23 protein-coding genes and 1 other RNA gene are annotated in these 25,022 nt (G+C 67.0%); 10 read left to right on the top strand and 14 right to left on the bottom strand.

Annotated features, from left to right (window positions below; translation table 11 throughout):
* Positions 1-46: 46 nt before the first annotated feature.
* From U4012_RS20235 to ndk, 3 genes are all read right to left on the bottom strand, one after another.
* A complete protein-coding gene (locus U4012_RS20235; protein ID WP_321801013.1) occupies positions 47-1,108 on the bottom strand; it encodes a helix-turn-helix domain-containing protein in 1,062 nt (353 codons plus the stop codon).
* Between the two features lie 163 nt (positions 1,109-1,271).
* Complete coding sequence (gene rlmN, locus U4012_RS20230) at positions 1,272-2,411, bottom strand: 23S rRNA (adenine(2503)-C(2))-methyltransferase RlmN (protein ID WP_044848980.1); 1,140 nt, start codon at positions 2,409-2,411, stop codon at positions 1,272-1,274.
* Between the two features lie 55 nt (positions 2,412-2,466).
* Positions 2,467-2,892, bottom strand: coding sequence for a nucleoside-diphosphate kinase (ndk, locus tag U4012_RS20225; protein ID WP_006478674.1), 426 nt, complete (start codon positions 2,890-2,892; stop codon positions 2,467-2,469).
* A 250-nt stretch (positions 2,893-3,142) separates the two neighbouring features.
* Here ndk and U4012_RS20220 point away from each other — a divergent pair, with 250 nt between their 5' ends.
* A complete protein-coding gene (locus U4012_RS20220) occupies positions 3,143-3,841 on the top strand; it encodes a Bax inhibitor-1/YccA family protein (protein ID WP_006761414.1) in 699 nt (232 codons plus the stop codon).
* Between the two features lie 62 nt (positions 3,842-3,903).
* Here U4012_RS20220 and rlmD read toward each other — a convergent pair whose 3' ends face one another.
* The gene (rlmD, locus tag U4012_RS20215; protein ID WP_321801009.1) at positions 3,904-5,301 is read right to left on the bottom strand and encodes a 23S rRNA (uracil(1939)-C(5))-methyltransferase RlmD; all 1,398 of its coding nucleotides are present in this window, start codon (positions 5,299-5,301) and stop codon (positions 3,904-3,906) included.
* A gap of 228 nt (positions 5,302-5,529) precedes the next feature.
* Here rlmD and U4012_RS20210 point away from each other — a divergent pair, with 228 nt between their 5' ends.
* Entirely contained in the window at positions 5,530-6,390 is an 861-nt protein-coding gene (locus U4012_RS20210; RefSeq protein ID WP_321801007.1) for an endonuclease/exonuclease/phosphatase family protein, read from the top strand.
* A 27-nt stretch (positions 6,391-6,417) separates the two neighbouring features.
* On the opposite strand, the gene U4012_RS20205 is transcribed toward U4012_RS20210, so the two are convergent.
* The 10 genes from U4012_RS20205 to ffs form a co-directional block, all read right to left on the bottom strand.
* Positions 6,418-7,194 (bottom strand): 3'-5' exonuclease, encoded by a 777-nt coding sequence (locus U4012_RS20205; protein WP_044848977.1) that lies wholly within the window; start codon positions 7,192-7,194, stop codon positions 6,418-6,420.
* A 3-nt stretch (positions 7,195-7,197) separates the two neighbouring features.
* Entirely contained in the window at positions 7,198-8,283 is a 1,086-nt protein-coding gene (gene rpoS / locus U4012_RS20200; RefSeq protein ID WP_040144287.1) for an RNA polymerase sigma factor RpoS, read from the bottom strand.
* An 11-nt stretch (positions 8,284-8,294) separates the two neighbouring features.
* Positions 8,295-9,176: a peptidoglycan DD-metalloendopeptidase family protein gene (locus U4012_RS20195; protein ID WP_044848976.1), complete on the bottom strand. Its 882-nt coding sequence runs from the start codon at positions 9,174-9,176 to the stop codon at positions 8,295-8,297.
* Positions 9,177-9,181: 5 nt separating this feature from the next.
* Complete coding sequence (locus U4012_RS20190) at positions 9,182-10,111, bottom strand: protein-L-isoaspartate(D-aspartate) O-methyltransferase (RefSeq protein ID WP_044848975.1); 930 nt, start codon at positions 10,109-10,111, stop codon at positions 9,182-9,184.
* The gene (surE, locus tag U4012_RS20185) at positions 10,108-10,869 is read right to left on the bottom strand and encodes a 5'/3'-nucleotidase SurE (protein WP_124486298.1); all 762 of its coding nucleotides are present in this window, start codon (positions 10,867-10,869) and stop codon (positions 10,108-10,110) included. Before surE ends, U4012_RS20190 begins: the two co-directional genes overlap by 4 nt.
* A 217-nt stretch (positions 10,870-11,086) precedes the next feature.
* Complete coding sequence (locus U4012_RS20180; protein ID WP_044847272.1) at positions 11,087-12,292, bottom strand: CaiB/BaiF CoA transferase family protein; 1,206 nt, start codon at positions 12,290-12,292, stop codon at positions 11,087-11,089.
* Between the two features lie 48 nt (positions 12,293-12,340).
* On the bottom strand, positions 12,341-12,937 hold the full coding sequence (gene recR, locus U4012_RS20175) for a recombination mediator RecR (protein ID WP_044847271.1): 597 nt from the start codon (positions 12,935-12,937) through the stop codon (positions 12,341-12,343).
* Between the two features lie 31 nt (positions 12,938-12,968).
* Entirely contained in the window at positions 12,969-13,295 is a 327-nt protein-coding gene (locus U4012_RS20170; protein ID WP_006755698.1) for a YbaB/EbfC family nucleoid-associated protein, read from the bottom strand.
* A 94-nt stretch (positions 13,296-13,389) separates the two neighbouring features.
* Positions 13,390-15,765, bottom strand: coding sequence for a DNA polymerase III subunit gamma/tau (locus tag U4012_RS20165; protein WP_321800999.1), 2,376 nt, complete (start codon positions 15,763-15,765; stop codon positions 13,390-13,392).
* A gap of 127 nt (positions 15,766-15,892) precedes the next feature.
* Positions 15,893-15,991, bottom strand: an RNA gene (gene ffs, locus U4012_RS20160) — signal recognition particle sRNA small type.
* A gap of 425 nt (positions 15,992-16,416) precedes the next feature.
* On the opposite strand from ffs, the gene trxA reads away from it, so the two are divergent.
* The 8 genes from trxA (at position 16,417) to U4012_RS20120 (ending at position 25,022) form a co-directional block, all read left to right on the top strand.
* Positions 16,417-16,743 carry a thioredoxin TrxA gene (gene trxA / locus U4012_RS20155; protein WP_006402348.1) on the top strand — a complete coding sequence of 109 codons (327 nt, stop codon included), beginning with the start codon at positions 16,417-16,419 and terminating at the stop codon, positions 16,741-16,743.
* 195 nt (positions 16,744-16,938) lie between these two features.
* The gene (gene rho / locus U4012_RS20150) at positions 16,939-18,201 is read left to right on the top strand and encodes a transcription termination factor Rho (protein ID WP_006478662.1); all 1,263 of its coding nucleotides are present in this window, start codon (positions 16,939-16,941) and stop codon (positions 18,199-18,201) included.
* Between the two features lie 133 nt (positions 18,202-18,334).
* Positions 18,335-18,835: a MerR family transcriptional regulator gene (locus U4012_RS20145; RefSeq protein WP_321800997.1), complete on the top strand. Its 501-nt coding sequence runs from the start codon at positions 18,335-18,337 to the stop codon at positions 18,833-18,835.
* Positions 18,832-20,388, top strand: coding sequence for an MFS transporter (locus U4012_RS20140; protein WP_321800995.1), 1,557 nt, complete (start codon positions 18,832-18,834; stop codon positions 20,386-20,388). Before U4012_RS20145 ends, U4012_RS20140 begins: the two co-directional genes overlap by 4 nt.
* Positions 20,389-20,426: 38 nt before the next feature.
* Positions 20,427-21,257: a M90 family metallopeptidase gene (locus tag U4012_RS20135; RefSeq protein ID WP_321800993.1), complete on the top strand. Its 831-nt coding sequence runs from the start codon at positions 20,427-20,429 to the stop codon at positions 21,255-21,257.
* Positions 21,258-21,418: 161 nt separating this feature from the next.
* Entirely contained in the window at positions 21,419-21,679 is a 261-nt protein-coding gene (locus tag U4012_RS20130; protein ID WP_044847266.1) for a type B 50S ribosomal protein L31, read from the top strand.
* A 218-nt stretch (positions 21,680-21,897) separates the two neighbouring features.
* On the top strand, positions 21,898-23,655 hold the full coding sequence (locus U4012_RS20125; protein ID WP_321800991.1) for a glycosyltransferase family 39 protein: 1,758 nt from the start codon (positions 21,898-21,900) through the stop codon (positions 23,653-23,655).
* A 2-nt stretch (positions 23,656-23,657) separates the two neighbouring features.
* Complete coding sequence (locus U4012_RS20120; protein WP_321800989.1) at positions 23,658-25,022, top strand: MATE family efflux transporter; 1,365 nt, start codon at positions 23,658-23,660, stop codon at positions 25,020-25,022.

Genomic DNA, 25,022 nt, shown 5'->3' with positions numbered 1-25,022 from the left:
GCCCTCGCGGCCTGTCCAGGACAGGCCTGCGCCACGGCGCTTGACGTCAGGGCAGCGTGAACCGCGCCACGTTACCCCGCGCTGCCGAATATTTTGCCGGATCGACCGGCTTTCCGTCGAACGCGACCGTATCAAGGCCTGCCTTGTTGCCGATCGTGACCTTGAACGGACCGTCGCCGGCGACCTGCTTCGTCTCGCCGGCCCGCACCAGCGCCGAGAACAGTTCCTTGCCGCTCTTGTCGCGCACGCTGAACCAGCAATCCTGCTTGACCTTCAGTTCGACCATCGACTGGCCTGCCGCGACCGCGACGCTCGCGGGCTGGGCCGGCACGGCCGCGCTGCTCGCCGCGGCCGGCGCGACGACCGGTTGCGACGCGGGCGCGACGACCGGTTGCGACGCGGGCGCGGCGGCCGTCGGGGCCGGGGCCGGGGCCGGGGCCGAGGCCGGAGCCGGAGCAGCCGACGCAACGGCCTGCGGCGCCACGGCGGATGCCGCAACCTGCGCCGGGGCTTCGTTGACGGCTGCCGCCGACGCGCCGCCCGCGGCTGCCGCTTCGACGGAAGACGCCGCCGGCGCGCTGGCCGCCGATGCGTGTTCCGTGGCGCCGCCCTTGAAGCGCGCGAGCCAGCTCGACGAATCGCCGCCAGTGTGCCACATGAGTACCGCGATCACCGCGACGACGACGATCGCCGTCCCCCACAGCCACGGATGATGGTGCGACGACCCGCCAAGCGGAATCGACACGCGGCCGCGCGGCAGATCCGTCCCCGACGACGCGGGCATCGACAGATCGACTTCCTGCACGCCACGCTCGCGGCGCAATGCGTGGGCAAACGGCTCCGGATCGACACCGAGCATCTTCGCGTAGCTGCGCACGACGCCGAGGGCAAACGTCACGCCGGGCAAATGACTGATGTCGCCGGCCTCCAGCGCACGCAGCTTCTGCGGAGCGACCTTGAGCCGCGCCGACACGTCGTCGACCGTCCAGCCCTTCGCCTCCCGGAGCTGCGCCAGCCGGCTGCCGACGGCCGCCAGCGTTTCAAGCCCCGCCGGTGCCGGCTTCGCGGCATTCGTCTCTGCGCCGTTGGTCGGCTGCGGCTCACTCATCCTTGTCCTCGCGTCGATTCTTCTTCACTGGCGGGCGCCGCCGGCTCCCGCAACTGTCCACATCATGCGCGGCGCCGAGGCGCCGCGACCGATCGCTATTCGCGTGTTGTACCGCAAGAAGTCCAGGCATCCGCACCCATGCGGCCCCGACCAGGCGTCCCCGTCAGATCGCCCGAACTTCGATGATTTTTGCTGCTGCGCCCGTTCGCTCCGCCAGGCGCGTGCGGTCCTTCACGGCGCCGGCCAGCTGGCCGCACGCGGCGTCGATGTCGTCGCCGCGCGTCTTGCGCACGGTCGTGACGACACCCGCGTCGATGAGGACCTGTGCAAAGCGCTTGATCTGCTCCGGCTTCGAGCGGATGAGGCCCGATTCCGGAAACGGATTGAACGGGATCAGGTTGAACTTGCAGGGCACGTCACGCGTGACGGCCAGCAGTTCGCGCGCATGCGCTTCGGTGTCGTTGACGCCGTCGAGCATGCAGTATTCGAAAGTAATGAAGTCGCGCGGTGCGACTTTCAGATAGCGCTGGCACGCGGCCATCAGCTCGCGAAGCGGATGCTTCTTGTTGAGCGGCACCAGTTCGTCGCGCAGCGCATCGTTCGGCGCGTGCAGCGAAACGGCGAGCGCGACCGGCAATTCGGCGCCGAGGCGGTCCATCATCGGCACCACGCCGGACGTCGACAACGTGACGCGGCGGCGCGACAGGCCGTACGCGTTGTCGTCGAGCATCAGCCGCATCGCGGGCACGACCGCGCTGTAATTCAGCAGCGGCTCGCCCATACCCATCATCACCACGTTGGTGACGACCCGTTCGGCCTTGCCGTTCGGACCGGGTGCGCGACCCAGCGACGCACGCAGCGCAAACTCGGCCATCCGGAGCTGACCGATGATTTCGGCTGTCGACAGGTTGCGGGAGAAGCCCTGCTTGCCCGTCGAGCAGAAGCGGCAGTTGACCGCACACCCGGCCTGCGACGACACGCACAGCGTGCCGCGCGTCTCTTCCGGAATGAAAACGGTTTCGACCGCATTGCCGTTTCCGACGTCGATCAGCCACTTGCGCGTGCCGTCGGTGGAAACGTGATCGCTGACGATATCGGGCATCACGATCGACGCGCGGCCCTTGAGCTTTTCTCTCAGGGACTTCGCGAGATCGGTCATGCCGTCGAAATCGCCGGCGTTGTACTGATGGATCCAGCGCTGCAACTGCTTGGCGCGGAACGGCTTCTCGCCGAGGCTGCCGCAGTACGCGACAAGACCCTCGGCATCGAAGTCGAGAAGATTGACGGAAGTTTCGCTCGTCATGATGTGCTGCCTTGCCGCGTGCGCTGAATCCTGCCTACTTGTTGCCAGCCAGGGCTTAGCGCGAGTAGACGTTCATTTCCGGGAAGAAGAACGCGATTTCGACCGCAGCCGTTTCGGCAGCGTCCGAGCCGTGCACGGCGTTCGCGTCGATGCTGTCGGCGAAGTCGGCGCGGATCGTGCCCTTTTCCGCCTTCTTCGGATCCGTCGCGCCCATCAGGTCGCGGTTCTTCAGGATCGCGCCTTCACCTTCCAGAACCTGGATCATCACCGGGCCCGAGATCATGAAATCGACGAGGTCCTTGAAGAACGGACGTGCTGCGTGAACTGCGTAGAACTTCTCTGCGTCCGCACGCGACAGGTGTGCCATGCGCGATGCGACGATCTTCAGGCCGGCGCCTTCGAAACGGCTGTAGATCTGGCCGATCACGTTCTTTGCCACCGCATCCGGCTTGATGATCGACAGGGTGCGCTCGATTGCCATAAAAACTCCAAGAAATTAAGAAGTTACAGGTTCAAATGAATCCGCTATTGTAGCACGATCCCGTGTATCATTGCGATTGAACCCTTACACGAGCGAAAGGTTCCAATTCCATATGTTTTTTGCGCCGCCCGGCATTGAAACCTCGCGGCACGGAACGTATCTTAGCCATAGCTGCTCCGGTTTGCTGCGCCGCACACCGCGCGCGCCGAACCGGCCCCGGACGCCCACGCGTTCAATGTTAGGAGAAACCATGAACGACTATCCGTACAATTTCGGCCGCGGCGGCTCCGTCAGCACCGCGGAGGTTCGCAATCGCGTGCTGCGGAACACGTACTGGCTGCTCGCGCTGTCGATGGTGCCGACGGTGCTGGGGGCATGGGTCGGCGTCGCGACGGGCTTCTCGCTGTTCGCGGCCACGAGCCCGATGATGAGCCTGCTCGCGTTCTTCGCAATCGCGTTCGGCTTCATGTTCGCGATCGAGCGGACGAAAAACAGCGCAGCCGGCGTGTTCGTGCTGCTCGGCTTCACGTTCTTCATGGGCCTGATGCTGTCGCGCCTGCTGAGCTTCATCCTCGGCTTCTCGAACGGACCGTCGCTGATCATGCTCGCGTTCGGCGGCACCGGCATCATCTTCGCCGCGATGGCGACGATCGCCACGGTCAGCAAGCGCGACTTCTCCGGGCTCGGCAAATGGCTGTTCATGGGCGTGATCGTGATCCTGCTGGCGTCGGTCGCGAACATCTTCCTGCAACTGCCGGCGCTGATGCTCACCGTGTCGGTGCTCGCGATCGCGATCTTCTCGGCCTACATGCTGTTCGACGTCCAGCGCGTCGTGAACGGCGGCGAGACGAACTACATCTCGGCCACGCTCGCGATCTACCTCGACCTGTACAACGTGTTCACGAACCTGCTCGCGCTGCTCGGCATCTTCGGCGGCAACCGCAACTGACGTTCGCCGTACCCGATGAAAAAACCGGCCCTCGGGCCGGTTTTTTTACTTCCGCCGCCCGCTCAGTCGCGCTCGAACAGCGCGATCGATTCGACGTGCGACGTATTCGGGAACATGTTCACGACGCCGGCGCCCTTCAGCCGGTAGCCGGCCTCGTGCACGAGCAGGCCTGCGTCGCGTGCGAGCGTCGACGGGTTGCACGACACGTAGACGATGCGCTTCGGCAGCGGGCCTTCGCCGCTCTGCGCGATTTCGGCCAGCGCCTTCGACACCGCGAGCGCGCCTTCGCGCGGCGGGTCGATCAGGAACTTGTCGAAGGCGCCGAGCGCACGCAGGTCGTCGCCCGTCACCTCGAACAGGTTCCGGCACGCGAACGTCGTGTGGCCGTCGACGCCGTTCTCGCGCGCATTCGCGAGCGCGCGGGTCGTCAGCGTCTCGCTGCCTTCGATGCCCATCACCTCGCGCGACAGCCGCGCGAGCGGCAGCGTGAAGTTGCCGATCCCGCAGAACAGGTCGAGCACGCGATCGTCGCGCGACGGCGCGAGCAGGCGCAGCGCGCGACCCACCAGCACGCGGTTGATCTGATGGTTGACCTGCGTGAAGTCGGTCGGCTTGAACGGCATGCGGATGCCGAACTCCGGCAGCGTATAGTCGAGCGGCACGTCGAGCGGATAGAACGGCGTCACCGTGTCCGGGCCCTTCGGCTGCAGCCAGAACTGCACCTTGTGCTCGTCGGCGAACGCGCGCAGCAGCGCCTCGTCGTCCGCATTGATCGGCTCCAGCACGCGCAGCACCAGTGCCGTGACTTGCGAACCGACCGCGAGCTCGATCTGCGGCATCCGGTCACGGATCGACAGCCCCTCGACCAGCCGGCGCAGCGGCACGAGCATCGCCGACACGTGCGGCGGCAGCACTTCGCAGCTCGTCATGTCGGCGACATAGCTGCTCTTCTTTTCATGGAACCCGACCAGCACGCCGCCCTTCTTCGCGACGTTGCGCACGGTCAGGCGCGCACGATAACGGTAGCCCCACGACGGGCCGTGGATCGGCGCGAACATCGTCTCGGCGCGCAGCTTCGACAGGTGCCACAGGTTGTCCTCGAGCACGCGCTGCTTGATCGCGACCTGCGCGCGCATGTCGAGGTGCTGCATCGAGCAGCCGCCGCACGTGCCGAAGAATGCGCACTTCGGCTGCGTGCGCAGCACGCTCGGGCGCAGAATGTCGACGACGGTCGCCTGCTCGTAGCTCGGCTTGCGACGGTAGCTCGAATAGGTCACGCGCTCGCCGGGCAGCGCACCCTCGACGAAGATGACCTTGCCCGGCGTGCCGTCCTCGGTCGCCGTGCGGCCGACACCGCGCGCTTCCATGTCGAGCGATTCGATCTCGAGAACCGGGGCAGGCCCGGGCGCGACGGGCGCATTTTTCGATTTGCGCGCAGAAGTGGGGACGGCTTCGGACACCAGCTTTTCCTGACAAAACGTTGAAGAAGGCGAGATTGTAGACGACGAAAGCCCGCGTCGCCCGCTTTCGTGGCGCAAGCGTCGATACTGACGCCTCTGCCGCGCCGCGTCATGCGGGAACGACCTGCAGGCCGCCCGCCGCAGGCCCGCATGCGCGGCCTCTCGCGAACTCAGCCGGCGGCACACGTTCTGCTCACGACAGACTCAGGAGATTCGGGAGACTCGACCATGCGACTGATCGACTGGAACATCCAATGGGGTCGGGACGCGGACGGCGTCGTCGACCTGCCGCGCACGATCGCCGCCGCTCGCCGGCTTGGCGACTTCGACGTGCTGTGCCTGCAGGAAGTCACGCGCGGTTTCGGCGCACTGCCCGGCCAGCCCGGCCCCGACCAGTTCGCCGAACTGGCGGCGTTGCTGCCCGGTTATACGATCGTCGAAGCGGTCGGCGCCGACCTGCCGCCGCTCGAACCCGGCGCACCGCGCCGCCAGTTCGGCAATGCGGTCGCGACCCGGCTGCCGATCGGGCGCGTGCTGCGCCAATTGCTGCCGTGGCCGGCAGACGCCGACGCGCCTTCCATGCCGCGCGTCGCTCTCGACGTCGAACTGGTGTTACCGTCGGGTCGGCTGCGGGTCGTCACGACGCATCTGGAATTCTATTCGGCGCGCCAGCGACTCGCGCAGGTCGACGCATTGCACGCCCGGCACCGCGAAGCGTGTGCGCATGCGGACCAGCCTGCGCCGGCCGAAAATGCCACGGGGCCGTTCAGCGAGACCGTCCAGCCGCGTGATGCCATCCTCTGCGGCGACTTCAACAGCGCGTTCGGCAGCGACGCGTACCGGCGCATGCTCGAGCCGATCGCCGACGCACCGTCGTTCGTCGATGCGTGGATCGCCCGGCACCCGGGCCGCACGCCGCCGCCGACCGCCGGCGTCTACGACACGGCGCAATGGTCCGACGGGCCGCTCGCATGCGACTTCGTGTTCGTGACCGATACGCTGCTGGCGCGCGTCACGCGCTGCGAAATCGACGGCGACGCGCGCGAATCGGATCACCAGCCGGTCGTGCTCGAACTCGATCGAAATTGATCGCGGCCGCCATGCGGGCCGCCCGCGTCACGCGTCGAAACCGGCCAGGTATTCGGCCCAGTGCGACGCGGGCTCCTGCGCGAGCGAATTCTTCACGAGCAGGATCTCGTCCGCATATTCGCTCGGCGTCAGGCCGCCGCGCATCAGCTGGAACCGGCAATACAGCAGGTAGGTATTGACGACGTCCGTTTCGCAATAGTTGCGGATTTCCTCGATCCGGCCATCCTGGAACGCCGGCCACACCTGGCTGCCGTCCATTCCGAGCTTGCCCGGGAAGCCGCACAGCTTCGCGAGCGCGTCGAGCGGCGCATTCGCGCGCGCCTGATACATCGCGAGCACGTCCATCAGGTCGGTGTGCCGCGAGTGATAACGCGAGATGTAGTTGTTCCACTTGAACTCGCGGTCGTCTTCGCCCAGATCCCAGTAGCGCGTCGCGGGGATCCCGTGTACGAGCGCACGGTAATGGAGCACCGGCAGATCGAAGCCGCCGCCGTTCCACGACACGAGCTGCGGCGTGTATTTCTCGATCACGCGATAGAACGACTGGACCAGCGTCGCCTCATTGTCCTGGGGTGTGCCCAACGACCGAACGCGGAAACCGTTGTTGTCGCGGAACACGCAGGAGATCGCCGCGATGCGCTGCAGGTGATGCGGCAGGAAATCGCTGCCGGTCTTCTCGCGGCGCGCGGCGAACGCATGTTCGGCCACCGCGGCATCGTCCAGTGTCGCGGGCAGGTCTTCAAGACGGCGAATGCCGTCGACATCGGGAATGGTCTCGATGTCAAAAACGAGAATCGGTGTCATCAGTTACAGAACGGCGTCCTTGCGCACGCCATTGGAGGCAAAGAACCGCTTGAGGCGCACCAGCGCTTCCTGCTGGATCTGCCGCACGCGCTCGCGCGTGAGCCCCATCTCGTCGGCCAGCTCCTCGAGCGTGGCCGGTTCGATGTGGTTCAGGCCGAAGCGGCGCTCGATCACGTGCCGATGCTTGTCGGACAGCCGCGACAGCCATGCGCGCGTGAGCGTCTCGAGTTCGCGGTGCTGCACCTCCGCGTCGGGCGACTGGCTCTGGTCGTCGGGCAGCAGGTCGAGCAGGCTGCTCGCGGGATCGAGATCGAGCGGCGCGTCGAGCGACGCGGTGTGCTCGTTGAGCGCGAGGATGTCGGTGACTTCCTCGGCGGTCTTGCCGGTGAGATAGGCGATGTCGTCGATGCTGGCTTCACGGCGCTCGGCCGCCTCGCCCGTCGACATCGAATTCTTTTCGAGGTGGCGCTTCGCGCGCAGCACCTGGTTCAGTTCGCGGATCACGTGCACGGGCAGACGCACGGTGCGAGCCTGGTTCATGATCGCCCGTTCGATGCTCTGCCGGATCCACCACGTCGCGTAGGTCGAGAACCGAAAGCCACGCGTCGGATCGAATTTCTCGATCGCGTGCATCAGGCCGAGGTTGCCCTCCTCGATCAGGTCGAGCAGCGGCACGCCGCGGTTCAGGTAACCCTTCGCGATACTGACGACGAGACGCAGGTTGCGCTCGATCATCACCTGCCGCGCCTCGAATTCGCCGGCCTTCGCAAGACGCGAATAGCGCTGCTCCTCCTCGACGGTCAGGAGCGGCTTCACGCTGATACGGTTCAGGTAATGCTGGATCGTGTCGGCCGTGAGTTCGGCCTGCAGCAATGCGCGGAAATCGTCGACGTCGGGCGCGGCTTCCGCCCGACCTTCGTGCTCGTCGTCGCCGTCCGCTTCGGCGTCGCGTGCCTCGAGATCGCGTTCGTTTTCCGCGACGTCGTCTTCGTCGTCCGTCGAAGCGCCAGCTCGCTCCACCGATGCTTGCGTGGCACGACTGATCTTCTCAGATTCGGCTTGCGGCTCGTGGCGCTTCGATTTCGGCATGGTCGTCTCGGTTATTGAGGCGGCAAATACTTCAGCGGATCGACAGGTTTACCCTGCCGGCGAACCTCGAAATGCAGCATCACGCGGTCGGCATCGCTATTACCCATCTCGGCGATCTTCTGCCCCTTCGTTACCGCGTCCCCCTCTTTTACCATCAAAGCGCGATTGTGTGCATACGCCGTGAGGTAAGTTGCATCGTGTTTGATGATAATGAGGTTGCCATAGCCACGCAGGCCGTTGCCCGAGTAGACGACGCGGCCGTCGGCCGCCGCCTTCACGGCCTCGCCGGACGTGCCGCCGATATTGACGCCCTTGTTCTTCGCGTCGTCGAAACCGTTCAGCACCGGACCGCGCACGGGCCATGCGAACGTCACGGGGCCGCTCGGCGCGGCTGCCGTATCGCTCGATGCGGCGGCAGCCGGCGGCGTGCTCGCGGACGACGAGCCCGCGGCCGGCGTCGCGGGACCGCTGCTGAGCGGCGCGGTCGCGACGGCGGCGCCGGTGATCGGTGCGGCAGCCGGCGAGCCGGCAAGCGCGGCACCGCCCGGCGGCGCGACACGCAGCAGCTGGTCGACTTCGATCTGATTCGGGTTCGCCAGGTTGTTCCAGGTGGCGATGTCGCGATAGTTCTGCCCGTTCTCGAGCGCGATCCGGTACAGCGTATCGCCCGGTTTCACACGGTAGAAGCCGGGCGGCGGCGGGCCGAGCGGCACTGCGGGCTGCGCGGCGGCGGTCGTGCCGAGCGATCCGGAGCGGTCGACGACGGGCGCGTTGTCGAGCCGCGTCGCACAGGCGGCCAGCAGCGTGGAGAACGCAGCCACACAGATCGCGCGCTGGGCGAACGTGAGCGGTTCCCTGGTTCGGTTGTTTTGCATCGCGCGCAACATACTCATCGGTTTCAAATCACTCCGGATTTTAAAGGGACAAAGAAAACGCGATCAAGCCGGGACTCCCGCCATTGCGCGTGCGCGACGCGCTCGACGAGCGTGAGCACCTGAGGCTGCCCGCTCTGCGCGCCGACCGGCGCGACGAGCCGCCCGCCGATCGCGAGCTGCTCGAGCAGCGCCTGCGGCACGTCGAGCCCCGCCGCCGCGATCACGATCGCGTCGAACGGGCCCGCGGACGGCAGGCCGACACGCCCGTCGCCGTAATGCAGACGGATGTTCGGCACGCGCAGCGGCCGCAGGTTCAGCTTCGCGCGCTCGTAGAGCGGCTTGATGCGTTCAATCGAATACACGTCGCGTGCCACGTGACTCAGCACCGCGGCCTGGTAGCCGCAACCGGTGCCGATCTCGAGGACGCGCTCGAGCGTGCGGCCGGCCATCGCGAGCTCGATCATGCGCGCGACGACCGACGGCTTTGAAATCGTTTGCTGGTGGCCGATAGGCAACGCGGCATCCTCGTACGCCTGCGTCGCGAGCCCGGGATCCACGAACAGGTGGCGCGGCACCGCGGCCATCGCATCCAGCACGCGCGCGTCGGTCACGCCGTTCGCGCGCAGGCGTTCGACCATGCGCTCGCGCACACGTTCCGACGTCAACGCGAATGCACCGGCCGGCGCGACGCTCGGCGCCGCCGGCTTCGGCATCGCGGGCTTCAGCGCGGTCGGCTTCGGTGCGCTCGCCGGCTTCGCGGCGGCCGCACCGGGCACCGTGCGCGCGACGCCCGCCTTCACCGCCACCGGCTTCAGCACGGCAGCGGGCTTGTCGACGGCCTTCGGCACCGCGCTCGCCGCATGGCGTTCACCGGCCCGGCCCTCCGATTTGCGTGGCGCTCGCTTGAGATCTTCGAGCGCGAGCGGGAACCGCTTCGCGCGCTCGCCGCTCATGAAGCCCGCCCTCCTGCGCGCGCCCATTCGCGCGTTGCAGGCAGCATTTGCGTATGCGTGAGATCGAGCTGCAGCGGCGTGATCGAGACGAAACCGTTTGCGACGGCGTGGAAATCGGTGCCTTCGCTCGCGTCCAGCGCCGCGCCTGCGGCGCCGATCCAGTAGACCGGCTCGCCGCGCGGGTCGGTCTGGCGAATCACCGGCTGGGACGGGTGACGCTTGCCGAGGCGCGTGACCTGCCAGCCTTTCAGTTCGTCGTACGGCAGATTCGGGATATTGACGTTCAGCAGCGGCTGACCGGGCAGCGGATGCGCGAGAAAGTGCTCGACGATTTCCGCGGCGACGCGCGCCGCATCCGCCAGATGCGCCCAGCCCTTGTCGGCCAGCGAAAACGCGATGGCCGGCACGCCGAACATGATGCCTTCGGTGGCGGCCGCAACTGTCCCTGAATAGAGCGTGTCTTCGCCCATGTTCTGGCCGTTGTTGATCCCGGACACGACGAGGTCGGGCCGCGCGTCGGCCATCCCGGTCAGCGCGACGTGCACCGAATCGGTCGGTGTGCCGTTCACGTAGAAGAAACCCGTATTCGTCGCGCGCTGCACCGACAGCGGCCGCGACAGCGTCAGGGAATTCGACGCGCCGCTGCAATTCTGCTCGGGCGCGATCACCGTGAGGTCGGCAAGCGGCTGCAGCGCGTCGCTGAGCGCGGCGAGACCGGGGGCGAGATAGCCGTCGTCGTTGCTGAGTAGGATTCGCATCCGGCGATTGTAACCGAGGAAAGATGGCGCGAGAGCGACAGTCCGGCGGGTGCGGACAGGCCCGCACGCACGACGCGCGCGCGGTGCGCCGTCGCATCGCGCGGCGGCGTTTGCAGGTTCGGGAAAACGCGGTGCCGCCCGGGTTTTCCCCTCGAAGGGCCGCCGTGACGAGATGCCCGTTCGGCAAACCTGACGCGCAGCGTCGAGTGCGCGGCGCTCAGATCGCGCCGGCCTCGCGCAGCGCGGCGATCGCCTGCGCGTCGTAGCCGAGACTGTGCAGCACCTCGTCCGTATGCTCGCCGAGTTCCGGCCCGAGCCAGCGTGTTTCGCCCGGCGTGCCGGACAGCTTCGGCGTGATGTTCGGCAGCGGAATGTCGGTGCCGTCGGCCAGCTTGAAACGCTGGATCATCTGCCGCGCGATGAACTGCGGATCGGTGAACATGTCGGCGGCGCTGTAGATGCGCCCGGCCGGCACGTCGGCCGCGTTGAGCACGGCCAGCGCGTCGTCGATCGTGCGCGGCGCGAGCCACGCGGCGATCGCGTCGTCGATCTCCTGCGTGCGCGGCACGCGGCCGTCGTTGCGAGCGAGCGCGGGATCGTCGGCGAGGTCGTCGCGTTCGATCGCCTTCATCAGCCGCTTGAAGATCGGGTCGCTGTTGCCGCCGATCACGATGCTGCCGTCGCGGCACGCGTAGGTGTTCGACGGCACGATGCCCGGCAGCGACGCGCCGGTACGCTCGCGCACCATCCCGTACACGCCGTACTCGGGCACCACGCTTTCCATCATGTTGAACACCGCTTCGTACAGCGCAACGTCGACCACCTGCCCCGCGCCGCCGTTCACGTTGCGGTGGTGGAGCGCCATCATCGCGCCGATCACGCCGTGCAGCGCGGCGATCGAGTCGCCGATCGAGATGCCGATGCGCGGCGGCGGCAAATCGGGATAGCCGGTGATGTGGCGCAAGCCGCCCATCGATTCGGCGATCGCGCCGAAGCCGGGCCGGTCGCGGTACGGGCCGGTCTGCCCGTAACCGGACAGGCGCACCATCACGAGCCCGGGGTTGTCGGCCGACAGCACGTCGTAGCCGAGCCCGAGCTTCTCGAGCAGGCCCGGGCGGAAGTTTTCGATCACGATGTCGGCCTCGCGCGCGAGTTGCCGCGCGATCGCCTTGCCGGCATCGGATTTCAGGTTGAGGGTGACCGATTTCTTGTTTCGTGCCTGGACCGACCACCACAGCGACGTGCCGCCCTGCTCCGGATGCAGCTTGCGCCACTTGCGCAGCGGGTCGCCGCCGTTCGGATCCTCGATCTTGATGACTTCCGCGCCGAATTCGGCAAAGAGGCGCGACGCGAACGGCCCCGCGATCAGCGTCCCGAATTCGAGCACTTTGACGCCCGCGAGCGGGCCCTGGCTGGTGCTCATGTGTCTCCCTGGCATGAGGAACGGCGCCGCCGGCCGGCGGCGCCCGGCTTACATCGTGCGGCGGTCGAGCATCGCGCGGGCGATGGTGCCCGCGTCGACGTATTCGAGTTCGCCGCCCACCGGCACGCCGCGCGCGAGGCGCGTGACCGCGAGCCCGCGCGCCTTCAGCGTCTGGCCGAGGTAGTGCGCGGTGGCTTCGCCCTCGTTCGTGAAGTTGGTCGCGAGCACGACCTCCTTGACGACACCGTCGGACGCACGCCGCACGAGGCGGTCGAAATGGATTTCCTTCGGGCCGATCCCGTCGAGCGGGCTCAGCCGCCCCATCAGCACGAAATACAGCCCGCGGTACGTCATCGTCTGCTCGAGCATGATCTGGTCGGCCGGCGTCTCGACGACGCACAGCAGCGTCGGATCACGCTCCTCGTCGCTGCACACCTCGCAGATCTGCGCCTCCGTGAAGGTATTGCACTTCTCGCAGTGCTGCAGGTGCTCGGTCGCGAACAGCAACGACCGGCCGAGCCGTTCCGCGCCCTCCCGATCGTGCTGCATCAGGTGGTACGCCATGCGTTGCGCGGATTTCGGCCCGACGCCGGGCAATACGCGCAACGCTTCGACGAGCGCGGACAGGGCGGACGGCTGTTTCATACGGCGGCTGAAAGCTGAACGGAGGCTGCGCTCAGAACGGCAGCTTGAAACCCGGGGGCAGCGGCAGGCCCGACGTCATGCCGCTCATCTTTTCCTGCGACGTCGCCTCGGCCTTGCGCACCGCATCGTTGAACGCGGCCGCGACCAGATCCTCGAGCATGTCCTTGTCGTCCGCGAGCAGGCTCGGGTCGATCGCCACGCGACGCACTTCGTTGCGGCAGGTCATCGTTACCTTGACGAGGCCGGCACCCGACTGCCCTTCGACTTCGATCTGCGCAAGCTGCTCCTGCATCTTCTTCATGTTTTCCTGCATTTGCTGCGCTTGCTTCATCAGTCCGGCGAGGTTGCCTTTCAACATGGGAATACTCCTTCTTGATCGTGTGAAAACCGGCACGCGGCGCGTGCCGGTCAATGTGTGCGGGCGTGATTGTGCCTGTCGCAGTGCGATTCGTTCAATGCAGCGTCGGCGGCGTGCCGTCCGGCGCCGGATCGGCGAGCGGCCGCACCGAGCCTTCGACGATACGCGCGCCGAAGTCACGCACGAGCTGCTGGACGAACGGATCGCCATGGATGTCCTGTTCTGCCTCGCGCTGGCGTGCCGCACGTGCAGCCGCATCGAGTGCCGCCGCGGTGCGCCGCGCGGGCCCGACCTCGACCGCGACCTCGACGGCCTTGCCGAGCGCATCGGCCAGGGCCGCCTTCAGTTTCGCGACCTGGGCGGCGTCCGCATACTGCGGCACCGGCACGGACAGTTTCAACGTCGTCGCGTCGACGGCCGTCAGCTCGCTGTTGAATGCAAGCTGATACGCGACGCCCTTCAGCGGCAACCGCGCGGCCAGCGCCGGCCATTCGCCGTCGAAGCCGACCGGGTCGAGCGCGATCGCGGGCGGCAGCGGGCGCGTGTCGACCGGCGCGGACGGACGGGCCTCCACTGCCTTCGGCGCAATGCGCACGTCGTCGGGGCCGCTGTCGAACACGGGCACGAAGCCGTCGTCCGCCGCACCGCCGAACATCTCGTCGGCGCTGAGCGGCACGTATTCGTCCGGCGGAATGTCTTCCCACGGCGGCGGGGCCTGGCGCGTGTCGGCAACCTGCGGCGCGCGGGCCGCCGCACGCGGCGTCGGTACCTGCACGGCAGGACGTGATGCCGCCGGCTTTTCGACGGCCGGCTGGGCCGCCGCCGGCTTGGGCGCGGCGCCCGCACGCGCGCGGTCGGACGACACGCGCATGCCGGCGTTGCGCAGCACGTCGAGTGCGGCAGCTGCACCGCCGCGGGCAGACGGGCGCGCGGCGGGTTCGGCCGGCGCAGCACGCGGCGCCGGTTCGGCAGGCAGCGCAGGTTCGTCGTTGCGCTTGGCGGCGGCAACCGGCGGTTCAGGTTCGTTGCGGACAGCCGGCGGTGCATCGCTCGGCGGTACCGCCTGAGGTGCCGGGATCGCTTGCGGCTGCGGTGCGGCCGGCGCTGCGGTCGCAGCCGATGTTGCCGCGGATGCAGATTCAGATGCCGGTGTCGAAACAGCCTTCACTGCCGACGCAATCGCCGCATCGTCGGACTGGACCGCTGCCGGACGCGCAGCGGGCGCAGCCGCTTGCGGACGTGCGGCCGCCACGGCTGCCGGCTGCGGCGCCGACGACCTGGGTGCCGCAGCCGACGCAACGGCAGCGGCCGCACGCGGCGCGGATGCTGGTGCAGGCACGGCACGCGGCACGGCAGGCTGACCTCCCGGCGCACTGCCGGCGCCGACGGCCGGCTCGAACGCGAGCATCCGCAGCAACGTCATGGTGAAGCCGGCGTATTCGTCCGGCGCAAGGCCGAGCTCCGCGCGCCCGACCGTCGCGATCTGATAGAACAGCTGAACCTGCTCGGGGCTCAGCGTCTCCGCGAAGCGGCGCAGATCGGCCGCTTCCGGCCATTCGTCGAGCACCGACCCCGGCGCGAACTGCGCCCAGGCGATCCGGTGCAGCAGGCTGGCGAGATCCTGCAGCGCGGTGGAAAAGGACAGGCTGCGCAGCGACATCTCGTCGGCGATCGCGAGGATCTCCGGGCCGGCGCCGGCCGCGAGCGCATCGAGCAGGCGCACCATGTAAGTCTGGTCGAGCGCGCCGAGCATGCCCGACACCGCCGATTCGGTCACTTCGTTCGCCGAGTACGCGATCGCCTGGTCGGTCAGCGACAGCGCATCGCGCATGCTGCCCTGCGCGGCGCGCGCGAGCAGACGCAGCGCCTGCTGCTCGAACGAGATCCGCTCTTCGCCGAGGATCCGTTCGAGGTGCGACACGATGTGCCCGGCCGGCATCTGCTTCAGGTTGAACTGCAGGCAGCGCGACAGGACGGTGACGGGAATCTTTTGCGGATCGGTGGTCGCGAGGATGAACTTGACGTGCGGCGGCGGCTCCTCGAGCGTCTTCAGCATCGCGTTGAACGCGTGGTTCGTCAGCATGTGCACTTCGTCGATCATGTAGACCTTGAAGCGCGCATCGACGGGCGCGTACACCGCGCGCTCGAGCAGCGCGGCCATTTCGTCGACGCCGCGGTTGCTCGCGGCATCCATTTCGACGTAGTCGACGAAGCGGCCTTCGTCGATCTCGCGGCACGCGCGGCACACGCCGCACGGCTGCGACGTGACGCCGGTTTCACAGTTGAGCGCCTTCGCGAAGATCCGCGACAGCGTCGTCTTGCCGACGCCGCGGGTTCCGGTAAACAGATAGGCGTGATGGAGACGCCCGCCGTCGAGCGCGTGCGTGAGCGCCCTGACGACGTGCTCCTGGCCGACGAGCGAAGCGAAATCCTTCGGACGCCACTTGCGTGCGAGAACTTGATAGGTCATCGGGAAATTGTATCAGTAACGCTGCGTCGCGCCGACACGCGAAACGGTGCGGAAAACGAGCAAGACGCAGGTAAAACGGAGAATGACGCAGAAATAAAAAACGCCCGGCGAACGGGGCGAGAGGAAAGGTGACGAGCCCGACCCTCGGCACTGGCAGAAAACGATTGTGGCTGCTTCGTTCCCGACCTGACCAGGTTCACCGCCCCACCATGCGAGGAGGCCCGTCACGGCATATTCTATCACCGCTTCCGGCCAAATGCGACCGTTTGTTCGCAACAATGCGCACGATCGAGCGAACCGGCGCGCGTACGGGCCCGTCGATCCGGCGCGAACAGGCGCGAACAGGTGGACGGATTCCGCGATAGAGACCGTGACTCTTGTATTTTGCGAGGCGGCCTCCACGTTCGGATCACAACGGTCGAACGGCGCGTCGTACCCCTACTCGCGTAGCGGCTACTATCGCCGCCCGCAGCAGATAGCAATTTAGGCTAATATGACGCCCGAACGACCCGCGAGCCGCGCCAAGCAGCGCTTACGCCCCTCCTTCCGGGGAGCGGAGTGACCTGCCGCAGCGGCCGGCAGCCGACAGGCCGCCGGAGCGCCGCAACGCGCCAAGCAGGCAGTCCCCGAACCGTAAGAGGTATTGACCCAATGAGCGAACAGATCAAACACATCAGCGACGCATCGTTCGAACAGGACGTCGTCAAATCCGACAAGCCCGTGCTCGTCGACTTCTGGGCCGAATGGTGCGGCCCGTGCAAGATGATCGCCCCGATCCTCGACGAAGTCGCGAAGGACTACGGCGACAAGCTGCAGATCGCGAAGATCAACGTCGACGACAACCAGGCAACGCCTGCGAAGTTCGGCGTGCGCGGCATCCCGACGCTGATCCTGTTCAAGAACGGCGCGGCCGCCGCACAGAAGGTCGGTGCGCTGTCGAAGTCGCAACTCACCGCATTCCTGGACAGCCACCTGTAATACCGGCCGTTCCGCGGACGTGTTGTCAACCGACAACACGTCCGCCGTCAAGCCGCTGATCGGCCGCTCAGGCGCGAATCGGCGTATGCTAGAATCAAAAAACGTCTACAAGACGCATTAAGTCTCAGAGCGCCTCCGCTCGCCCCTCCTCCCTTATTTCTTTTCGTCGCTTCTCCTCCCTGGCGGGTTCTCCGTATGCATTTATCCGAGCTCAAGTCTCTGCACGTGTCCGAACTGATCGAAATGGCCAATGGCCTGGAGATCGAAAACGCGAACCGCCTGCGCAAGCAGGAGCTGATGTTCGCCATTCTCAAAAAGCGCGCCAAGACGGGAGAGACGATCTTCGGCGACGGTACGCTCGAAGTGCTGCCGGACGGCTTCGGCTTCCTGCGCTCGCCGGAAATGTCGTACCTCGCGAGCACCGACGACATCTACATCAGCCCGTCGCAGATCCGCCGCTTCAACCTGCACACCGGCGACACCATCGAAGGTGAAGTCCGCACGCCGAAGGACGGCGAGCGCTACTTCGCGCTGGTGAAGGTCGACAAAGTCAACGGGCAGCCGCCCGAGGCCTCGAAACACAAGATCATGTTCGAGAACCTCACGCCGCTGCACCCGAACAAGCCGCTGTCGCTCGAACGCGAAATGCGCGGCGAAGAAAACGTCACGGGCCGCATCATCGACATGATCGCGCCGATCGGCAAGGGCCAGCGCGGCCTGCTCGTCGCGTCGCCGAAGTCGGGCAAGACCGTGATGCTCCAGCACATCGCACACGCGATCAAGCAGAACCATCCGGACGTCATCCTGTTCGTGCTGCTGATCGACGAGCGCCCCGAAGAAGTGACCGAAATGCAGCGCTCGGTCGCCGGCGAAGTGATCGCATCGACCTTCGACGAACCGGCCACGCGTCACGTGCAGGTCGCCGAAATGGTGATCGAGAAGGCCAAGCGCCTCGTCGAAATGAAGCACGACGTCGTGATCCTGCTCGACTCGATCACGCGTCTCGCACGCGCATACAACACCGTGATCCCGGCGTCGGGCAAGGTGCTGACGGGCGGTGTCGACGCGAACGCGCTGCAGCGTCCGAAGCGCTTCTTCGGTGCCGCGCGCAACATCGAGGAAGGCGGCTCGCTGACGATTATCGGCACCGCGCTGATCGAGACCGGCAGCCGCATGGACGACGTGATCTACGAAGAGTTCAAGGGCACCGGCAACATGGAAGTGCACCTCGAGCGCCGCCTCGCGGAAAAGCGCGTCTATCCGTCGATCAACCTGAACAAGTCGGGCACGCGCCGCGAAGAAATGCTGATCAAGCCCGAGATCCTGCAAAAGATCTGGGTGCTGCGCAAATTCATCCACGACATGGACGAAGTCGAGGCCATGGAATTCCTGCTCGACAAGATCCGCCAGACGAAGAGCAATTCCGAGTTCTTCGACCTGATGCGCCGCGGCGGCTGATCGCCCTCGCCCCGCACCGAACGGCCGCCCGCGCGTTTCGCCCGGCGGCCGTTTTTTCGCGCCAACCCGTACGTGAACGTACAGGTTGATCTATAATCGCGCCATCGTCCCGACCGAAGCCCCTGCCATCCCGATGCCGAACGACGCCTCCCCCTCGTTGCTGACCGTGAGCGACGCCGCGTCGCGGCTCGGCGTCACGCCGCGAACGCTGAAGTACTACGAAGAGCGCGGACTCGTCACGCCGTCGCGCAGCGGCGGCCGCTATCGCCTGTACGACGAAGCCGATCTCGAACGCTTCGCCCGCATCCTGCGGCTGCGCGCGCTCGGCTTTTCGCTGCACGGCATCACCGAGATGCTCAAGCGCCCGCTGGAAGAAACGGGAGACGGCCGGCGCCGCTATTCGGACGCATCGTTGCGCGAGATCCGCGCGGGGCTCGCCGAACAGATCGACACGCTCGATGAGCGGATCGCGGCCGTCCAGCGCGAGTTGAAGGAAGCGGTCGCGCTGCGCAAGGAACTGCAGCACGACATCGACTACGTCGAACGGCGCCTCGCCGGCGAAAACCCCGACGCGCTGATCGCGCAACGGCAGGCCGAGGCCGGCGCGCGGCGTACGCGCAAGGACCGTGAATGAACGTCGCGCCGGGTCGCTCGCCGCTCTGGAGCCGCGCGAACCTGCGCGCGGACCTGTTCCCGTGGGCGCTCGCGCTCGTCACCGGCATCGACTATTTCGACAACGCGGCCTTCTCGTTCTTCGCGAGCTACATCGCGGGCGGCGTCAACGCATCGCCCGACGAACTCGTGTGGTCGTCGAGCGCGTATGCGGTCACGGCCGTGCTCGGCATCCTGCAGCAGCAATGGTGGGTCGACCGGCTCGGGCATCGCCGCTACGTCGCCGGCTGCATGCTGATGTTCTCGTTCGGCGCGATCGCGGCCGCGCTCGCCGACACGTCGCTCGAACTCGCGTTCGCGCGCGGCTTCCAGGGCTATTTCATCGGCCCGATGATGGGTGCCTGCCGGATCCTGATCCAGGTCAGCTTCAAGCCGCAGGAGCGGCCGCCCGCCACGCGCGCGTTCCTGATCATGATCCTGCTCGGCAGCGCGCTCGCGCCGATCGTCGGCGGGCTGCTCGTCGCACATTCGACGTGGCGCGCGCTGTTCGCCTGCACCGCGCCCGCGGGCATCGCGTTCGCGATCCTCGCGCTGCTCACGCTCCCCGATTCCGGCAGGACGCCCGACGACGAACGCGGCTCCGGGCATTTCTGGCCATACGTCGTGTTCGCGCTCGCGCAAGGCGCGCTGCAGATCGTGCTGCAGCAGGTGCACTACCAGCTCTACAGCGGCTCGCCGATGCTGATCCTGCTGACGATCGCCGGCCTCGGCGCGCTCGCGTGGTTCGCCTATCACCAGTGGAACCATCCGACGCCGCTCGTGCGGCTGCACGCGTTTCGCGAACGCACGTTCCAGGTCGGGCTGCTGCTGTACATGTTCTATTACTACGAGTCGACGGGCTTCAGCTACCTGACGTCCCGCCTGCTCGAAGGCGGGCTCGGCTACCCGGTCGAGAACGCCGGGCGCCTGGTCGGCACGATGTCGCTGATCTCGGCCACCGCGCTGTTCGCCTACCTGCGCCATGCGAAGCGCGTCACGCACAAGAAGTGGTTCGTCGTGCCGGGGTTCGCGATCGCGGTCACGGCCGCGCTGTGGATGACGCGGATGACGCCCCAGGTCGGCGAGGCCGCGCTGATCGTCCCGCTGCTGCTGCGCGGGCTGTTGCTGCTGTTCATCGTGCTGCCGGTCGCGAACCTGACGTTCCGCATCTTCGCGATCGACGAATACACGCACGGCTATCGGCTGAAGAACATCGTGCGGCAATTGACGATCTCGTTCGCGACGTCGTCGGTGATCATCGTCGAGCAACACCGGCTGGCCCTGCACCAGACGCGGCTCGTCGAGCGCGCGAACGTGTTCGATCCGCTGTTCCAGCAGACCGTCGACGCCCTCACGCGCGGTTATGCGGCCGCCGGCCATGCACTGAACGACGCGCACGCCCTCGCGATCGCATCGATCGCGCGGATGGTCGCGCAACAAGCGTCGTTCCTCGCGTCGCTCGACGGTTTCTATTTCCTCGCGGGCGTCGCGCTGGTCGGCGGCCTGTTCGCGGCATGGCAAAAAGAGATCGATTGAGTTAAAAGACAGGCTTTGGATTTCCCCGCGCTGCTTCCATGCTCTCGAAACTGACCCGCTGGTTCGACGACCGCCGCCGCGACCGCGCGCTGCGCAGCCACCCGATTCCCGATGCGCTGTGGCAGGACACCGTCGCACGCCTGCCGTTCCTCGCTACGCTGACGCCCGCCGACCTGGGCCGCCTGCGCGAGCTGACGAGCCTGTTCATCGCGAAGAAATCGTTTTCGACCGCGCACGGGCTCGAGCTGACCGACGAGATGATCGTCGCGATCGCCGCGCAGGCGTGCCTGCCCGTGCTGAATCTCGATCTGTCGCTGTACGACGGCTGGGTCGGCGTCGTCGTGTATCCGGGCGAATTCGTGATCCGCAAGACCGTGCAGGACGAGGACGGCGTCGTCCATGAAGTCGAGCAGGACGCGAGCGGCGAAGCGTGGGAAGGCGGGCCGGTGATCGTGTCGTGGGAAGACGCGCAGATGACGGACGGCCGCGACGCGTACAACGTCGTGATCCACGAGTTCGCGCACAAGATCGACATGGTCAACGGCGAGGCCGACGGCTATCCGCCCCTCTTTCGCCGCTGGCACGCGCCGCACCTCGACGCGCAGGCGTGGGCCGACGTGTTCGAGCACGCGTACGACCAGTTCTGCGCGCGCGTCGATGCGGTGCCGGATCGCGCGTGGGCGCGCTTCGAGCGCGACTCGCTGATCGATCCCTATGCGGCCGATCACCCGTCGGAGTTCTTCGCGGTGTGCAGCGAGGCGCTGTTCGTGCGACCGCGCGCGTTCGAGTCCGAATTTCCGGAGCTCTACCGGCTGCTCGCCCGCTATTACCGGCAGGATCCGGCCCGCACGGGCGCCCTCGACGCGTGATGAAAATTATTCGTCAACCGTCTGATTTTCTGGCATAATCGCCGTTTTTCGACCTTAGGCAAGTGGCTCGCGCCGGGCTTGACGTCGGCTGAAATCGCGCAACTGTGTGCGGTCCGGCACGGCAAGCGGCGGGTTGGCTACCGCTCTCACCAAGGAACATCATGAAACCTGGCATTCACCCGGACTACCGCGAAGTCGTCTTCCAAGACATGTCGAACGGCTTCAAGTTCATCACGCGCTCGACGATCCAGACGCGTGAAACCATCGAACACGAAGGCAAGACCTACCCGCTCGCCAAGATCGAAGTGTCGTCGGAATCGCACTCGTTCTACACGGGTCAGCAAAAGATCATGGACACGGCAGGCCGTGTCGAGAAGTTCAAGAACAAGTTCGGCGTTCGCGCCAACGGCAAGGCGAAGTAAGCTTCGCACCGATCCGGTGGTTGCAACGCACCGGTACCGCACGAAAGGGCAGCCCAGGCTGCCCTTTTTTGTCGCCGCTCGCCGGGACAACGCCGCACGGCCGCCGGGCAATCGTCTGACGCGCAACGGCCGGCGCGTCTACAATGCCGGATGCTCGAATCCGCGCCGTCGGCGCATGACCGCACCGGCCGCCCGCTCATAACAAATCGCTCATCTGCATGAAGCCTGTCGTTCGCCTCACCGCCTCCGCCACGCGCGCGCTGCCGCGCTGGCTGCTGCTCACGCTCTGCCTCGTCTACGCGGCGTTCGGCCTGTTCGGCCGCGACCCGTGGAAGAACGAGGACGCGGCGGGCTTCGGCGTGATGTGGACGATGGCCACCGGCGGCTGGCACGACTGGCTGCTGCCGAATCTCGTCGGCAAGTTCATCACGACCGACGGGCCGCTCGCCTACTGGCTCGGCGCGCTGTCGATCCGCGCGCTGGCGCCGTGGGTCGACGCGAGCAACGCGTCGCGCGTCGACACGGGCGTGCTGTTCTGCGTCGCGTGCGCGTTCGTCTGGTACGCGGCCTATCTGCTCGGCCGGCGTGCGGAGGTCCAACCGTTCAAGTACGCATTCGGCGGCGAGCCGGAGCCGCGCGACTACGGCCGCACGCTCGCCGACGGCGCGCTGCTGGTCCTCGTCGCATGCTTCGGGCTCGCGGAGCGCGGCCACGAAACGACGCCGCAGCTCGCGCAGTTCGCGTGGATCGCGATGTTCGTGTACGGCATCGTGCGCGGCATCGACAAGCCGCTGCAGGGTGCGCTGTGGTGGGGCGCCGCGATCGGCCTCGTCACGCTGTCCGGCAACCCGGTGCTGGTCATCGCGCTGCTCGCCGGCACGGCCGCGCTGTGGCTCGTCACGCCGGAGATGCGCAACCTGCGCCTGCCGCTGATCGGCCTGCCGCTCGCGGCCGCGATCTTCGCGCTGTGGCCGCTCGCCGCCTTCCAGGCAGCGCCGGACGACGCCGCATGGTTCTTCAATCAGTGGATCCACGGCAGCCTGATGCGCTTCTCAGGCCCGCCGACCGCGGTGCTCGCGTATGCGGCAAAGAACCTGCCGCTGTTCACGTGGCCCGCGTGGCCGCTCGCGATCTGGGCCTGGTGGAGCTGGGCCGGCATGCGCCGCCGCGCGCACATCGCGATTCCACTGTCGGTCGTGGTGCCGCTCGTCGCGCTCGTGATCCTGCAGAGCCAGCAGTCGAACCGCATGTACATGCTGTTGCTGCCGCCGCTCGCGGTGCTCGCCACCTTCGCGCTGCCGACCCTCAAGCGCGGCGCGATCAACGCGTTCGACTGGTTCGCGGTGCTGAGCTTCACGATCCTCGGCACCTTCGTGTGGCTCGTGTGGCTCGCGTCGCTCACCGGCTTCCCGCATCCGCTCGCGCGCAACCTCGCGCGCCTCGTGCCGGGCTACGAACCGCACTTCAAGATCCTGTCGTTCGTCTGCGCGGTGATCGTCACCGTGTGCTGGTGCCTGCTCGCGCGCTGGCGCGTCTCGCGCCAGCCGAAGGTGCTGTGGCGCAGCGTCGTGCTGTCGGGTGCGGGCACCACGCTGATGTGGGTGCTGCTGATGACGCTGTGGCTGCCGATCGTCAACTACGGCCGGACCTACAGCGACGTCGCACAACAGATCGCGTCGCACCTGCCGAAAGACTATGAGTGCATCTCGCCCGTGCGGCTCGGCGATGCGCAGATCGCGACCTTCGCTTATTTCGGCGACATGCACTTCGAATTCTCGGGCGACTGCGACGTGATCCTGCGCCAGGACCGCTCCGACTTCGGCGAGCCGAGCGCGATGTCGCAATACGTGTGGCGTCTCGTATGGGAAGGCCGCCGCGTGGCCGACCGCGACGAGCGCTTCCGCCTGTACGAGCGCATCGAGCGGCCGGCGGCGCCCGTCAAGCGCCGTGGCCCGCGCCACCGGGCGGTCGATTGACGATGTTCGCCGACATCCGCCGGATCGTCGGCCTCGCGTGGCCGGTGCTCGTCGGCCAGCTCGCGATCATCGCGTTCGGCGTGATCGACACGGCGATGGTCGGCCGCTACTCGGCCATCGACCTCGCCGCGCTCGGGCTCGGTTCGTCGATCTACGTGTCGGTCTACATCGGGTTGACGGGCATCCTGTCCGCGCTGCAGCCGATCACCGGGCAGCTGTACGGCGCGCGGCGCTATGCCGAGATCGGCGAGGAAGTCCGCCAGGCGCTGTGGCTCGCGCTGATGCTCGCGGTGCCCGGCTTCCTGCTGCTGCATTTTCCCGAACCGCTGCTGCACATCGCCCACGCGCCGCCCGCGTTACACGACCGCACGGTCGATTACCTGCGAATCCTGTCGTACGGCCTGCCGGCGAGCCTCGTGTTCCGGATCTACAACGCGCTGACCAACGCGGCCGGCAAGCCGCGCCTCGCGATGATCCTGCAGGTCGGCGCGCTGCTGCTCAAGTTTCCGCTCAACGTGTGGTTCATCTTCGGCGGGCTCGGCGTGCCGGCCCTCGGCGGCCCCGGTTGCGGGCTCGCCAGTACGCTGATCAACTGGGCGCTCGCGTTGATCGGCTTCACGCTGCTCGCGAAGCTCGACGTGTTCTCGCCGCTTTCGATCTTCTCGCGCTTTTGCTGGCCCGTCTGGGCGCGCCAGAAGGCGATCCTGAAGCTCGGCGTGCCGATGGGCCTGTCGTACCTGATCGAGGTCACGTCGTACACGTGCATGGCGCTCTTCATCGCGCAGTTCGGCACGACGACGCTCGCCGGCCACCAGATCGCCGGCAACATCGGCGCGGTGCTGTACATGACGCCGCTGTCGATCGGGGTCGCGGCGTCGACGCTGGTGGCCCGCGCACTCGGCGCCGGCCGCCCGGACGAGGCGCGGCTGCTCGGCCGGCACAGCGTGATGCTCGCGTGCGGGATCGCGGCCGCGTACGGCGTGCTCGTGTTCACGCTGCGTCCGCTGATCGTCAGCGGTTACACGCCGAATCCGGCCGTGGCCGCCGCCGCGCTGCCGCTGGTCGCGATCGTCACCTGCTACCACTTCTTCGACGCGCTGCAGATCACGTCCGCCTTCGTGCTGCGCGCGTACAAGGTCGCGGTCGTGCCGACCGTGATCTATGCGGTCGCGCTGTGGGGCGTCGGACTCGGCGGCGGCTACGTGCTCGGCTTCGACGTCGGCGGCCTCGCCCCCGCCTGGCTGACCGGCGCGCGCGGCTTCTGGTTCGCGAACACGATCAGCCTGATGCTGGCGGGCGCGGGCCTCGCGCTCTACCTGCGCCGCGTCAGCCGCGCGCAACCGGCCGTCGGCGCATTTGGCGCATGA

Origin of the sequence: Burkholderia sp. BCC1988 (assembly GCF_905339895.1) — a bacterium.
GTDB lineage: Bacteria > Pseudomonadota > Gammaproteobacteria > Burkholderiales > Burkholderiaceae > Burkholderia.
Note: the sequence above shows the minus strand (reverse complement) of the source record. Positions and strands in the feature narration are given on the sequence as shown.